At 69.7% G+C, this 13,880-nt stretch carries 15 protein-coding genes; 7 read left to right on the top strand and 8 right to left on the bottom strand.

What is annotated here, in order from left to right:
* The 3 genes from ACWGIG_RS28285 to ACWGIG_RS28275 form a co-directional block, all read left to right on the top strand.
* The coding region (locus ACWGIG_RS28285) for an IclR family transcriptional regulator (RefSeq protein ID WP_453324510.1) at positions 1-417 on the top strand (417 nt) is incomplete at its 5' end.
* A 329-nt stretch (positions 418-746) separates the two neighbouring features.
* Entirely contained in the window at positions 747-1,289 is a 543-nt protein-coding gene (locus ACWGIG_RS28280) for a SigE family RNA polymerase sigma factor (RefSeq protein WP_453324509.1), read from the top strand.
* A gap of 5 nt (positions 1,290-1,294) precedes the next feature.
* A complete protein-coding gene (locus ACWGIG_RS28275; protein ID WP_453324508.1) occupies positions 1,295-2,311 on the top strand; it encodes a hypothetical protein in 1,017 nt (338 codons plus the stop codon).
* Positions 2,312-2,331: 20 nt separating this feature from the next.
* Here the strand turns inward: ACWGIG_RS28275 and arfA are convergent, their stop codons facing one another.
* The 5 genes from arfA to ACWGIG_RS28250 all read right to left on the bottom strand — a co-directional run bounded on the left by arfA (position 2,332) and on the right by ACWGIG_RS28250 (position 7,714).
* Entirely contained in the window at positions 2,332-3,846 is a 1,515-nt protein-coding gene (gene arfA, locus ACWGIG_RS28270; RefSeq protein ID WP_453324511.1) for an arabinosylfuranosidase ArfA, read from the bottom strand.
* 78 nt (positions 3,847-3,924) lie between these two features.
* A complete protein-coding gene (locus ACWGIG_RS28265; RefSeq protein ID WP_453324507.1) occupies positions 3,925-4,788 on the bottom strand; it encodes a carbohydrate ABC transporter permease in 864 nt (287 codons plus the stop codon).
* Positions 4,785-5,735 carry a carbohydrate ABC transporter permease gene (locus ACWGIG_RS28260; RefSeq protein WP_453324506.1) on the bottom strand — a complete coding sequence of 317 codons (951 nt, stop codon included), beginning with the start codon at positions 5,733-5,735 and terminating at the stop codon, positions 4,785-4,787. Before ACWGIG_RS28260 ends, ACWGIG_RS28265 begins: the two co-directional genes overlap by 4 nt.
* On the bottom strand, positions 5,732-7,072 hold the full coding sequence (locus ACWGIG_RS28255) for an extracellular solute-binding protein (RefSeq protein WP_453324505.1): 1,341 nt from the start codon (positions 7,070-7,072) through the stop codon (positions 5,732-5,734). The genes ACWGIG_RS28260 and ACWGIG_RS28255 overlap by 4 nt, the downstream gene beginning before the upstream one ends.
* A gap of 165 nt (positions 7,073-7,237) precedes the next feature.
* A complete protein-coding gene (locus ACWGIG_RS28250) occupies positions 7,238-7,714 on the bottom strand; it encodes a hypothetical protein (protein ID WP_453324504.1) in 477 nt (158 codons plus the stop codon).
* Positions 7,715-8,447: 733 nt separating this feature from the next.
* On the opposite strand from ACWGIG_RS28250, the gene ACWGIG_RS28245 reads away from it, so the two are divergent.
* Positions 8,448-8,816, top strand: coding sequence for an SAM-dependent methyltransferase (locus ACWGIG_RS28245; RefSeq protein ID WP_453324503.1), 369 nt, complete (start codon positions 8,448-8,450; stop codon positions 8,814-8,816).
* On the opposite strand, the gene ACWGIG_RS28240 is transcribed toward ACWGIG_RS28245, so the two are convergent.
* Positions 8,773-9,459 (bottom strand): helix-turn-helix domain-containing protein, encoded by a 687-nt coding sequence (locus tag ACWGIG_RS28240; RefSeq protein ID WP_453324502.1) that lies wholly within the window; start codon positions 9,457-9,459, stop codon positions 8,773-8,775. The two genes, ACWGIG_RS28245 and ACWGIG_RS28240, sit on opposite strands and share 44 nt — an antisense overlap.
* Positions 9,460-9,522: 63 nt before the next feature.
* Here ACWGIG_RS28240 and ACWGIG_RS28235 point away from each other — a divergent pair, with 63 nt between their 5' ends.
* Together ACWGIG_RS28235 and ACWGIG_RS28230 are read left to right on the top strand one after the other, a co-directional pair.
* Complete coding sequence (locus tag ACWGIG_RS28235) at positions 9,523-10,326, top strand: NAD(P)H-binding protein (protein WP_453324501.1); 804 nt, start codon at positions 9,523-9,525, stop codon at positions 10,324-10,326.
* A gap of 364 nt (positions 10,327-10,690) precedes the next feature.
* On the top strand, positions 10,691-11,758 hold the full coding sequence (locus ACWGIG_RS28230; protein ID WP_453324500.1) for a YncE family protein: 1,068 nt from the start codon (positions 10,691-10,693) through the stop codon (positions 11,756-11,758).
* Positions 11,759-11,866: 108 nt separating this feature from the next.
* Here the strand turns inward: ACWGIG_RS28230 and ACWGIG_RS28225 are convergent, their stop codons facing one another.
* Entirely contained in the window at positions 11,867-12,538 is a 672-nt protein-coding gene (locus ACWGIG_RS28225) for a hypothetical protein (protein ID WP_453324499.1), read from the bottom strand.
* Positions 12,523-13,020 (bottom strand): sigma-70 family RNA polymerase sigma factor, encoded by a 498-nt coding sequence (locus ACWGIG_RS28220; RefSeq protein WP_453324498.1) that lies wholly within the window; start codon positions 13,018-13,020, stop codon positions 12,523-12,525. The genes ACWGIG_RS28225 and ACWGIG_RS28220 overlap by 16 nt, the downstream gene beginning before the upstream one ends.
* A gap of 502 nt (positions 13,021-13,522) precedes the next feature.
* On the opposite strand from ACWGIG_RS28220, the gene ACWGIG_RS28215 reads away from it, so the two are divergent.
* Positions 13,523-13,880 (top strand): DUF1304 domain-containing protein (locus ACWGIG_RS28215; RefSeq protein ID WP_453324497.1); only part of this gene is annotated, 358 nt, incomplete at its 3' end.

Raw genomic sequence — 13,880 nt, 5'->3', positions numbered from 1 at the left:
TCCACCCACGCCGTCCGCATGGTCTCCGCCGCCGGCCGCAAACTCCCCGCGCACTGCACCTCCGTCGGCAAGATGCTGCTCGCCTCCCTCCCGGAAGACGAGCTCCACGCCCGCATCGACGGCCGCGAACTCGTCGGCATGACCCCGCACAGCGTCACCGACCCGGACACCCTGCGCGCCGCCCTCTCCGGCATCCGGGTCCGGGGGGTCGCCGTCGAGTACCGTGAGTCCAACCCCGACGTCAGCTGCGTCGCCGCCCCCGTCCGCGACCACACGGGGCAGGTCGTCGCCGCACTGTCGGTGTCAGTGCCGATGAGCCGGTGGAGCGAACAACGGGAGCTGGAACTCGCCGAGTTGGCCACCAAGGGCGCCGCGGACCTGTCGCTGCGGCTCGGTCACCGAGGAGTGGCGCGTTGAGCACATTCAAGGCACGGGAAACCGCCACCTCCCCCAGTACCGTTGCGACTACGGAAATCTTCCCTTTCGTAACTGTGAGCAACGGAATCGGCTGGGGCTCGGACGGTGTCACCGTAAATGCCGACGGATGCGTCTGGGGCGCCCTCCGGGACGGCGGCCAGGTGCGCCTGGTCGTGCCGGACGCCGGACAAGGGCTGCCGGCCCCGGTTCTCGGAGGGTGAGCGAAACACCCGCGGCGTTCGCGTACCCTGCTCCAGGGCCGAAAAAGCCCTTCGCACCCGCACATCCGCACATTCGTCATGCGCTTACGTGGCAGAGAGAGGCAGTCCGTGGTGACATCGGACGGTGACGCCGCCACGGAGTTCCACGAGTTCTTCGAGCGCCACTACGCCGAACTGGCCCGACTCGCACACCTGTTGACGGGCGAGGCGGATGCCGCCGACGACCTCGCGGCCGATGCGCTGCTCGCCGTGTGGCACCGCTGGGACCGGGTCCGTGCCGCCGATCACCCGGCCGCCTACGCGCGCGGCGTCCTCGCCAATCTCGTACGCGGACGCATCCGCAGTGCCGTACGGGAGCGGCGCAGGGTCGCGCTCTTCTGGGCACATCGCTCCGAGTCGGTGGACGCCCCGGATGTTCCGGGCGTCGTCGACGTGCAGGAGGCCCTGCGCCGGCTGTCGTTCCGCAAGCGCGCCTGCGTCGTGCTGCGCCATGCCTTCGACCTTTCCGAACGGGACACCGCCCTCGCCCTCGGTGTGTCCGTAGGTACGGTGAAGAGCCAGACCTCCAAGGGGATGGCGCAACTGGAGCAACTGCTCGGCGACAGCGACGGCAACCGGGCCGTGGCGGTACTGGCCGGAAGGAAGAAGTAGCCGCCATGGACGAGGACGAGCACGGCGTGGACAAGGGACATCCCGTCGAAGGCGACGCCCGGCAGCGCGACGAGCAGCCTCGGGACGCCCGGCAGCGCGACGAGCAGCCCCGGGACGAACGGCTGCGCGCCGAACTGCACCGGGCCGCCGCCTCGCACCGTCCCGACCGCGCCCGCATCCTCGCCCGCGTCGAGCGCGGCATGGCGGAGGACGGACGGCCGGCCGGCCGCGACCGGGGCGTGCGGAAGCCGCCCGTCCGGTCCACAGGGGTGCGCGGTCCTGGCCGCGCCGCTTCCTGGCCCCGCGTCGCAGGGGCCACCGTCGCGGTGGCGGCGGTCCTGGCCGCCGGTGGGTACGCGGTGGCAGGCATGCTGCACGAGGACTGGCGCGTACATACGTCCACCACCCCGGACCCCACGCCCACCCGCACCGCGCCCACCAGCCCGCCCACCAGCCCGGACCCGTCGCACCCGACCCCGAAGAAGCCGCCCCGTCCCCCCGAGCGCAGCCCCGGCCACTCCTCCGGGACCGCGGTGGCACCACCGCCCGTGGGCACCCGGCCGCCGACCGCGCCCGCTTCTCCGCCCGCGCCCGGCGGCAACCGCGTCCGGGACGGCCGCCTCTGGGGCGAGGGTGCGGTCGACCCGCACAGCCACGAATTCTGGGCACAGAGCAACATCACCTTCGACAACGGCGAGACCCTCACCGCGCTCACCGTCGAGCTCCGCATCGCCAAGACCGAGGGCGTCACGAACACGGGAGCCTGGATCTCGCTTTCCCTCGACGACTTCACCGTCGAGGTACGGGAGGAGCAGAGCGGCCCGGCGGAGCCGGTCTACCTCGTCTACCGCTGGACGCTGAAGCCCGGCCGTACCGTAGGGCCGGGCGTGCACATGGCTGCCGGGCAGTACCAGCACGTCAAGGGCAACCGCGACGTGGGCGGCGACCGCTACTCGGTGACCACGACGGCGCAAGGCGGGCAGAAGGCCACGGTCCGGGGCGACTTCCGCCCGCACCGCTGACATACCGAAAGCCCTTCGGCTCAGGCCAGTCGGATGACGTTCCAGGACAGCGGTTCCAGCACCGCGCTCAGCACGCCGTCCGCGAGGAGGGTGCCGGTGGCGGGGTGCGGACCGACGCGCTCGGGGTCGGCGAGGGTGTTGCGCGCGTCCGGGTCCGCGTCCGCGAGGGCACTGTGCTCGACGACCTCGCTCAACTCCATTGCGTGCAGGGCTACTTCCAGCGGCAGGGGGTCGCTCTGGCTGCGGTTCACCGCGAAGACGGTGACCGTCCCGTCCTCCGCGCGTACCGCCGTCGCGTGCAGCAGCGGCACCTCTCCGTAGCTCTTCGTCGCATACGTGGGCGAGGCGGGCCGTACGTCGAGGACCTGTCCGTGCCCGTGGCGGGCGGCCTGGGCGAACGGGAAGAAGGTGGTCTGCCGCCAGGCGGGGCCGCCCGGCTCGGTCATGATCGGGGCGATGACGTTGACCAGTTGGGCGAGGCAGGCGACCCTCACCCGGTCGGCGTGCCGGAGCAGCGCGATGAGGAGCGAACCGCAGACGACGGCGTCGGTGACGGAGTAGCTGTCTTCGAGCAGGCGGGGCGCCTCGGGCCAGTCGAGGGGGACGGCGGCGGACTCCTCGGCGAAGCGGCGCTGGTACCAGACGTTCCACTCGTCGAAGGAGAGGTTGATCTTCTTCGACGACTTCAGGCGGGCGCCGATGTGGTCGCAGGTGGCGACGACGGCCTCGATGAAGGTCTCCATGTCGACGGCGGAGGCGAGGAAGGAGTCGCGGTCGCCCTCGACCTCCTCGTAGTAGGCGTGCAGGGAGATGCGGTCGACGAGGTCGTACGTCTCGGTGAGGACGGTCGCTTCCCACTCGGCGAAGGTGTCCATTCCCCGGCCCGAACTCCCGCACGCCACGAGCTCGACGGCGGGATCGATCTGCCGCATGGCGCGGGCCGTTTCGGCGGCGAGGCGGCCGTACTCCTCGGCGGTCTTGTGGCCGGTCTGCCAGGGGCCGTCCAACTCGTTGCCGAGACACCACAGGCGGATGCCGAAGGGGTGCTTGTCGCCGTGGGCGATGCGGCGGTCGGAGAGTTCCGTTCCGGCGGGGTGGTTGGCGTACTCCTGGAGTTCGAGTGCTTCGGCGACGCCGCGGGTGCCGAGGTTCACGGCCATCATGGGCTCGGCCTGCGGGCCGACCTTGCGGAGGAAGTCGATGTACTCGCCGAGGCCGAAGCGGTTGGTCTCGGTGGAGCGCCAGGCGAGGTCGAGACGGCGGGGGCGCGCGTCGACGGGGCCGACGCCGTCCTCCCACTTGTGGCCGGAGACGAAGTTGCCGCCGGGGTAGCGGATGGTGGTGACGCCGAGCTCGCGGACGAGGCCGAGGACGTCCTCACGGAGTCCGGCCTCGTCGGCGGTGGGGTGGCCGGGTTCGTAGATGCCGGTGTAGACGCAGCGGCCGAGGTGTTCGACGAAGGAGCCGAAGAGGCGGGGGTCCACGGTGGCGACGGTGAAGGCGGGATCGAGGGTGAAGCGGGCGGGGCGCGACATGGAGGTGCCTTTCAAGTGGGCTGTGTATCAAGGAGGAAGGGCCGGTTTGTTGTCCGCGGACAACACACCGGCCCCCGGCTACTGCCCGGCCAGACCCGTGTGGGCGATGCCGCGCACGATCTGGCGCTGGAAGAGGGCGAAGACGACGAGCAGGGGCAGGCCCGCGATGACGACGGCCGCCATCATCTGGGCGTACCGCACGCCGTAGCTGGACTGGACGCTGACCAGGCCGACGGGCAGCGTCATGCCGCCGGGGTCGGTGGTCACCAGGAACGGCCAGAGGAAGTTGTTCCAGGTGGAGATGAACGTGAAGATCGCGACGGCGGCCAGGACCGGCCGGGAGAGCGGCATGACGAGGGTCCAGAAGACCCTCCACCGTCCCGCACCGTCGACGAACGCGGCCTCTTCGAGTTCGCGCGGCACCCCGTCGAAGAACTTCACCAGGATGAACACCATGGCGGGTACGGCCACTTGGGGCAGGATCACGCCCCAGTAGGTGTCCACGAGCCCCAGCGAGACCATCTCCGCGAAGAGCGGGGCGATCAGGACCTGAGGCGGCACCATGATGCCGGCCAGGACGAGACCGTACAGGATCTTCTTGCCCCGGAAGTCGGTGCGCGCGAACCCGTACGCGGCCATCGCGCACAGCACGACGGTCAGCAGTGTCGTCACGACCGATATGTAGGCGGAGTTGAACATCCACCGGCCGAGGTCGCCGGACGCGAACACCTGGCGGTACGCGTCGAAGGAGACCGTGGACCCCACCCACGCCAGTGGCGTCTTCGTCGTCTCGCCCTCGGGCTTGAGGGAGGTGGCGACCGCCCAGGCGATCGGCAGCACCCACACCACGACGAGAACGAGCGCCACCACCAGCATGACGATCCGCCAGGGAGTCCAGCGGGTCCTGCGTCCGGCCGAGTGCCCCCACGCCGCTGCGCTCATCGGGAGTTCCTCTCGCGGTTGCGCCGGGACAGCCGCAGCTGCACCAGCGAGACGATCAGGATCAGGGCGAAGAAGAGGTACGAGACGGCGGACGCGTAGCCGATCCGGTAGCCGGTGAACCCGGCGTCGTACACGTACTGGAGGATCGGCCGGGTGGACTCGTCGGGGCCGCCGCCGGTCATGATGTAGATCTGGTCGAACACCTTCAGCGAGGCCAGCACCTGAAGGACCACGATCACTCCGGTGGTGCGGGAGAGCATCGGAAGGGTGATGTGCCGCAGCCGTTGCCGGGGCCCGGCGCCGTCCAACGAGGCTGCCTCGTAAAGGTGTTGAGGGATCGCTTGCAGGCCCGCCAGATAGAGCAGGAAGTTGAAGCCGACCGTCCACCAGAGCGTGGTCAGGACGACGGAGAGCATCGCGTACCGTTCGTCGGTCAGCCATCCGATGCCCGGGTGGAGCCCGACGGCGGCCAGCGCCTGGTCGGCGAAGCCGAAGTCCGACGGGAAGATCACCCACAGGAACAGCAGCCCCACCACCCCCGAGGGCAGCAGGAACGGGGCGAACCAGCTCAGCCGCCACAACCACTGCACGCACCGCAGATGGTGCGCGAGCAGCGCCAGCACCAGCCCGGCCACCACCAGCGGCAGGGTCGACAGGACGGTGAACCACACCGTGTTCCAGAGCGACGCCCACACATCGGGGTCCCGGATCGCCTCCAGGTAGTTGTCGAGACCCACGAACTCCGCGCCCGTCCCCGCGATGTTCTCGCTGCGCACGCTCATGCCGAGTCCGGAGACCAGCGGCCAGAGGAGGAAGAGCCCGTACATGAGGAAGAAGGGCGCGATGAAGACGAGGCCGTGCTCGGACCAGTGACGGCGCATGCGCGCGGGCGGTACGACGGTGGCCGGGGTGCTCACGGCGACGGGCACCTCGTCGGTGAGCGTCATGAGTGCGCACCTCCGAACGGGCTGGGAGTGTCGAGCAGGGTCCGCAGCCGGGCCTTGGCCTCGGCGAGTGCGTTACGGGGTGTACGGGATCCGGTCAGCACCCCGGAGAAGACGGCGCCCAGCTCGATCCACATCGGCGACGCCGACCCGGCGAACCAGGCGGGTTCGTCGAGGACCACGTCGTCGACCACCGACCGGTACTCCGACTGCGGTGTGAGCCTCAGGTAGTCGGGCTCCTTGAGTGTGGGCAGAAAGGCGGGCACATGACCGCCCTTCGCCCACTCCACGCTGTGCCGGAGCATCCATGCGACAAAGGCGTGGGCGGCCCGGTTGCTCTCGCCCCCGCGGTCCTCCTGGTGCGGCAGTACGAACGCATGGCAGTCGGCCTGCGCGGTGGCCCGCCCGAACAGGTTCGGCACCCGGGTCACGGAGAACGGCAACCCGGTCGCGAGGAAGGTGCTGATCTCCCACTCACCGTTGAGGAAGAACCCGGTCTTCCCGTTGTTGAACACCCCCACGGATCCTGGGTAGTCGACCCGCCGCACCGCCAGCCCTTCCGCCACGAGCATGTGCATGTACTCCAGGGCGGTGAGTGCTTTGGCGTCGTCGAGTGCCATCGTCCTCCCGTCCGCCGACAGCACGCTCCCGCCGGTCTGCGAGTACAGCGTCGAGAACAGCCGCCAGGGCCCGATGACCGAGGCCCCGAGCGTTTCGGTGACGAGTCCGGGCTGCCCGGTCACCTTCCGCACGGCCCGCAGCGCAGCCGTGAACTGCTCCGCCCCCTCCATGGGCCGGAGCTTCCCGCCCTCCCCGAGCAGCCCCGCCCTCTTGCACACCTCGGTGTTGAAGAAGAGCACCATCGGGTGGGTGTCGAGCGGCACCGCGTACTGCCTGCCGTCCACCTGCCCACGCTTCCAGATCCCCTGCGGGAAGTCCTCGCCCCGCACCCCGAACTCCCCCAGCAGCTCCGGGTCGAACGGATCGAGCAGCCGCCCGGGCGCGAATCCGGCCAGCCGCGCGAGATGCAGCGCCGCCACTTCGGGCGCCCGTCCGCCGGCTCCCGCGAGCCCCAGCTTCGTGTAGTACGGGGCACCCCACTGCAGGGTCGCGGCCTCCAGCCCGATCTTCGGGTGCTCGGCCCGGAAGGCGTCGAGCAGGGACTGCATGTTGATGCCGTCCCCGCCGCCGAAGAGGTGCCAGTAGCGCAGCCTGGTCCTCCCGGCTCGCGCACCGAGGGCTTGCGGCGCGGCACACCCGGCGGCCCCGCCCGCGGACGTTCCTGCGACGGCGAGCCCACCGATTCCGGCGAGCACGTTTCTGCGCGTGGGCCGTCCCATGTTCCACCCTTCACGTTCGGTATTTCGGATAGCGATCGTGACGTCGAACGGGACCGTAGATTCTCGGGTCGGGGGCGTCAATGAGATGCACAAGGATCGATGAAATATCGATCGATGTTCGAAATGCCGCACAGGAAGGAGCTGTTGTCGACGCGGCCGATGCGGTTACCAGCGGAGGGGCAGACCGGTGAGGTAGGAGGTGAGCCGGTCGGAGATGATCCGGTCGTCCCGGGCCGAGTAGTGCCAGTGACAGCCGAGGAAGTCCAGGTCCGCGTGGTCGAGGAGCCAGTGGCGGACCCCGCCGTCACCGGCGTCGTTGCGCGCCTTGACCACCTGCTGGACATGCTCGGCGTACGGACCGGCGCCGACGGCCACGAGGGTCGTGTCGTTCCCGTAGCGCGTCCGCAGCTTCTGGAGGAAGTCGCCGTAGGCCCTGCGGTAGGCGGCGGCGAGGCTTTCGGGTGTCCACGCCTCACCGGCGCCCAGGGCCGAGAAGTCGTTGGTGCCGAGGTTGACCACCACGACCTGGGGGCGCCAGGTGCCCGGATTCTGCCAGACGTCGCCGGCGACGCTCTGCAGAGCGCGGTCGTAGAAGGTCCGGTACGTGACGTCCGGCGAGCTGCCGCCGGCGTTGCGCACCATGCCGAGGCCCGAGAAGCCGTTGATCTGGTGGTCGGCGTTCAGCTGCCGGGTAGGGGGCCTTCTCGGCGAGCAGCTCGCGGCCCGACGCTGCGTCCAGGAACCGCAGTCGGCCGCTCGCCGCCGCCTCCACGGCGAGGCGGCCGTTGACCGGACGGGCGGAGCCGTCGTCGGACACGGACACCTCGGCGGGCGGCGAGGGCGGGGGATTCTCCAGCGCGCCGGGGGCGGCGGGACCGACGGCCCCCGCAGCGGCGCGCACCCGGACCGCGTGCGGCCCCCACGGCTCGACGCGGAGGACCTCTTGGGCTGTGCGGCGCTCCAGGGCGCCTGCACGGACGGTGTACGGCAAGGGACTTCCTCTGTTCTGCGTTTCGGGAGGCAGCACCTGTCCGGCGGCCGGACAGCCAGACTGCGACGACGTTCGAAGCGCTTCACTCGCAGACGTAAGTTAAGGGGCGCATCTTGCGCGAGGAAAGACTTCTACCGTGAAGGGCTGTGCCTGAACGGCAAGTTGCCCACTCCGTTCCAGGAGAAGCGACAGCGAAGCGCTTCGATGAAGATTGCGAATTTCACTGCGTACCCCTGTACGCCCGCCCCGCCGTCCCCCTTGTGATCGAGGCGGGCGCACGGGGGACTCCTTCGTGCCGGCCCGCGGACTGCGCATACCAGGAGGGTTCCGTCCTTCGAGCGAACGACCGGTACGCAGAGCACTTCGTGCGCGCCGCACGGACCTGTGCGCACGGTCTTCGAGATCGACGAGGAAGACGTCCTCACGTACAAGCACCGGGTGCTCGACGAGCTGGACGCCGTGCCACGGGCACGGCGGGTGGCCGTCGCGGCCGATCTGCGCCTCGACTGGGCCGGGGCGCTGAAGGCCGCCGGCTTCGATCCGGCCCGGTCGATCGTCTGGCTGGCCGAGGGCCTGCTGCTCTACCTCCCCAGCGCCGCCGAGCAGCGCCTCATCGGGGTGGTGGACCGGCTGAGCGTGGCGAAAAGCACCTTGGCCTACCGGCGGAACGTGGGTCTTCAGGTCGTGGTGGGGGTGGTCGACGGACCGCTCAGGCGGTGCACGGAGTCGCGGCGGGGAGTCGTCCCGCGGTGAACGCGGCCGGTGGGACACCCATGAAGTGGCGGAACTCGGCCGTCATGTGGGACTGGTCGTAGTAGCCGGCCGCCGCGGCGATGTCCGACCATCGGCCCGCGTCGGCCGCGAGCACGGTGCGCACGCGTGCGATGCGTGAGAAGTGCTTGGGGGACAGGCCGGTGCCTTCCGTGAACAGGGCGTGCAGGCGGCGCTCACTGAGGTGCAGCCGGGCCGCGGTCGCGGTGACAGTGGTGGCGACCAGGAGCCGCGCCGCCTCTTCGAGCCGTTGCGACGGCTCCGGAAGGTCGGCCAGCGCTGCTGCGAGAGCGGCGGCCGGGTCGGCGGCCAGCTGGTCGATGTCCAGGCCCGGTAGTTCGCGGAGCGGCAGGACACGGTCGGCGAGATCACGCAGTGGACGTCCGAGCAGGGCCTGGGCCCGGCCCGGACGCATGCGAACCCGCACGCACGAGTGGCCGGGCGCGGCGACGTGATAGGCGGCCTGGGTACGGGGGCCCATGACGACCAGCTCGCGCTTGTCGGTGCGCAGGAGAAGCGTGGTGGCGTGATCAGGAACATCGACCGCCGCCGAAGCGTCTGCCGTGCCGACATCGATTCCGGTCACCCAACGCACAAGGGCGGGCGGCACGTTGAGTGAGTTCACGCGGCCCACGATAGTGCCGAAACTTCCTATCCCGAGGCGGGAGCGCACTGTCATCGTCGGGACATGATTCTTGTAACCGGTGCCACCGGCACCATCGGTAGCCACGTCGTCCGTCTACTCACCGATCAGCGCGTGCCGTTCAGGGCGATGTCCCGCCGCGAGCTGCCCGGCGGGGTCCGGGCCGACTTCGACGACCCGGCGTCGCTGGCGCGTGCGGTGGCCGATGTCGACACGGTCTTCCTCGTCTCCGTGCCTCCCGTGCCGACCGCGGACCACGACATCGCCCTGGTGACGGCCGCGCGGGCGGCGGGCGTCCGTAAGATCGTCAAGCTGTCCGCCATCGGCAGCGGCGAGCGGTTCGAGGGGGCGACCGTCGGCGGGTGGCACCTCGCCGCGGAGGAAGCGATCGAGGCCAGTGGGCTCGCGTGGACGATGCTTCGCCCGCCGAGCTTCGCCTCGAACTTCTTGTGGCACCGGGCGCTGATCCAGGCCGGGGAGCCGGTACCGAACCTGACCGGCGACTCCCAGCAGGCCGTCGTCGACCCGAGGGACGTGGCCGCGGTCGCCGTCGCAGCCCTGACCGGCGAGGCGCACGACGGGCAGCGGTACGACCTGACCGGGCCGCAGCTGCTGACGTTCGCGGACCAGGCGGCGATCCTGGAAGACGTACTGGAACGGCCGGTGAAGATCGTCGAGATGAATGCGCCCGACCGGTTGCCGGCCGGGATGGCCACCGGCATCGGCTGGGCGCGCACCGGTGGCGCGGCCTACGTCACCGCACACGTGCCGCAGATCCTCGGCCGGTCGGCGGGCACGTTCGAGCAGTGGGCACGCGACCACCGGGAGGCCTTCGCGGCAACGCCGTAACCCGCCGTCGGCATGCCTCCGAAGGGGGCGTGCCGACGGGCGAGGGTCACCGGACCGCCCACCCGCACCTCGTGCGAACCGGTCAACTGCCCTGGATCATCCGGGTGATGCCCCTGGTACCGGCCAGGACGGAGTGATCGACCGATCCCCCCGGCCCCCATTTGATCCACTTCTCCTTCAACACCACGGGACGCGACCGCGTATCCCCTCATGACAACGGTTGCGGCGCTGAAAGAGCACGCAAACCGTTCCGTGAACGAGTTCCGGTACCGCAGTGGCGCACGGGCCCGCCCGTGTGTGTGCGGCGGAGGATACGCAGATCAAGGAGACATTCCAGGTGAAAAGCCTCAGAAATACGCGCCGGATGATTCTCACCACCACCGTGCTCGGCGCCCTCGCCCTGTCGGGCGCAGCGGCTTCGGCGCACACGGACCCGCCGAAGAAGACGAAGGGATTCCACACCACCGTGGTCTCCTTCGGCGCCTACACGAGTGTCGTCGGCGAGGTCCGCGACCCCACTGTCAACGCCACCAACAACACCCTGGCGGTCAGTCCCGACAAGCGCTTCGCCGTGGCGGCGAACTCCGACTCCGACCACCTGGTCGTGATCGACGTGCGAAGCGGCCGGAAGATCGTCGAGATCAAGGGGTACGTCAGCCCGCGCAACATCCTGTTCGCCCCGGACAGCAAGAGCTTCACCGTGTCCGACAGCGCACGCGGGGTCGTGGACCGGATCTCCATGCGCACCTTCCAGGTCCAGCAGCGTCTGCCGCTCGGAGCCGGCGTGTTCGGCACCGCGCAGAGCAGGGACGGCAAGTGGCTCTACGCCAACAACGCGGCGGCGGACACCGTCTCAGTGGTCGACCTTGCCCACAACAGGCCGGCGAAGGTCATCACCGGCTTCGCCGAGCCGCGCCAGGGGATCAAGCTCTCGTACGCGGGTGACAAGCTGTACGTCACCAACTTCGAAGGGGGCCGGATCACGGCCGTCGACCTCAGGAGCGCGAATCTGGAGAGGCGGGAGATCGGCGGGTTCGACGACGTGCGGGGGCTGTCCCTCAGCCGTGACGGCACCCGCCTGTACGCGGCCAACAGCAAGAGCAACACGATCTCCGTCGTCGACACCGCGTCCGGTGAGACGATCACGAAGGTCCCCGTGGGTGAGAAGCCCTACGGTGCTGCGCTCTCCCCCGATGAGTCGGTCCTGTTCTCGGGGAACATGAAGGGCAACACGCTGACCGCCGTGGACCCGGAGACCAACAAGCCGGTGGGTACCGTGAAGAGCGGCCCGAAGGGCGCCCTGAAAGGCCCCCGTCAGGCAATCAGCTTCAGCGCCGATTCGCATACCGCGTGGGTGCTCAACGAGGACCTGACCGTCGCGGAGGTCGACGTGAGCGCCCTCGAAGTGACCCGCACCCTCGGTCGACGCTGAACCACCCGGAGCCGGCCGTCAGGTGCGGCCGGCTCCGCGTGTTCATTGGGAGTGACGGATCGCCCGGCCGCCAGAGAGGCCGGCCTCAGGAGGTTCTTGCTTCGGCCGTCAGGCCGGAGAAGGCCGCACGGGAACGCGGCTCACGACGTGTCCTTCCTCGTCCTCCACGATCAGCGCGGTGATGGTGTCCTTGTCCATGGCCGTCATCATCCGGAAGGAGACCTGTTCGCCGCTGTCGGCCCGTACGGTGCCGCCCGAAAGGCGCGTGCCGTCGGCGTTGACGGCCATCATGCGGTAGGTCTCCCCCGCCTCCAGGCCCGACAGCGCCACGGGGACCTCGGTGCCCCATGACCGATCGACCATCTGGCCTTGGCGTACCAGCGCAACGGATGTGCCGGGGGCTTGGCCCTGGTCAGACGTGCTGAGGGGAATGAGCACCGCGGCTGCCGTGACGAGTGAAGCGGCAACGCCCAGTACGAGCCGCCGGCCGCGACCGGTCCGGACAGCCTTCGCTCCGGCCATGTCCCGGCGAATCCGGTCGCCGAGATCCCTCGACGGCCGTGCATGCACGGCCGACGCCCGTGGGTGGGCCAAGTCCGCGAGCGGGTTCATCCGCTGCAGTGTCCGGACCACGTCATCAGTCTCAGCAGCCTCGCGAGTGCAGTCCGGGCACCGGCCGAGGTGCCGGGACAGTTCCTCCGGCAGCGGCATCCCGAGCAGCAGATGCTCGGTCAGGAGCGGGCGGAAATCGAAACAGTCCTTGTTCATGGTGCCAACCACCCGTTCTCCTCCAGGACAAGCCGCAACGACCGCACGCCGTAGTACAGCCGACTGCGCATGGTGGACGCCGAAATGCCCAGTTCCGCACCCAGGTCGGCGCAGGTACGACCGCCGAAGTACACCTCCACCACCGCCTCCCGGTGCTGCGGGCTCAACCGCTCCAACGCCTCGCCGAGCTGAATCCGGTCAAGAAGCCGGTCAACGGCGTCGAACGCCGAGGGCGACTCGGACACCACGTCCCATGACGAAATGCCTGGCCCCTCCCGGACTCTGCGCCGCCGCATGGCGTCCACCACGCCGTTCCGGGCGATGGCGAACAACCATGTACGCAAACTGCCCTGATCCGGATCAAAACCGCGAGGTGACTTCCAGGCACGGATGAAGGTCTCCTGCACCACGTCCTCGGCGAGCTGCCGGTCGTCCAGCGCTTTGAACGCGAACCCGACGAGCTCACCGCCGTAGAGATCGTAAGCGGCCTGCACCTCGCGTTCGGTCCGCAGCCCGGCGGGTTCCGGACAGCTCCCTGCAGCCCGCCCGCGAAACCATCGCAGCGGGCTACCGCTCACAGCCACAACCACTCGCATCCGTTCCGCGCCCGACTTTCATGGTGCTCCCCATCTCCGCAGACGACGTTCACCAAGGGATACGCAGGCCCCGCCGCGTATGTTGAAACGCGGGGAAGGAATGTCGCAGTCGCCCCGCGCCGCCGGGAGCTCTCGGCGGCGCGGTATCGGCCAACTCACTCACGCCGTCCACCGGTGAAGAGCAGACGCCCGCGCCGACCGCGGAGCCGTCGCCTGCGCCGGCCAGGGCGACCACGCCGCCGCCCGCGACGGTGTCGCGCAGCCAGGCAAACGCCACCCACCCCCGGACGGCCAAGGCGTGGGCCGCCGCCGGACACCGCGCGACCGCCCTGCATCACAGCAAATCCGCTGGTCGCGGCGTGAGTGATATGTGGTCACGGCGTGACCTAGCATGACTGATATGTCTGTTATCGCCACGGTTGCGGTTGTCGCGCTCGCCCTTCTGCACGTCTACATCCTGGTTCTGGAGATGTTCCTGTGGACCGGCCCCCGGGCCCGGGCCGCTTTCGGCACGACAGCGGAGTTCGCGGTCTCGACCAAGGCGATGGCGGCCAACCAGGGCCTGTACAACGGATTCCTGGCAGCCGGACTGCTGTGGGGCGCTTTCGCCTCGGATCCGGTCGGATTCCAAGTACGGGTCTTCTTCCTGGCCTGCGTCGCCGTAGCCGGGCTGTACGGCGCCGCGACGGCATCCCGCAAGATCCTCTTCGTGCAGACCGTACCCGCCCTCGCCGTACTCGCACTGGTGCTCCTGGCCC

This window comes from Streptomyces sp. NPDC054863 (genome assembly GCF_053610825.1).
Note: the sequence above shows the minus strand (reverse complement) of the source record. Positions and strands in the feature narration are given on the sequence as shown.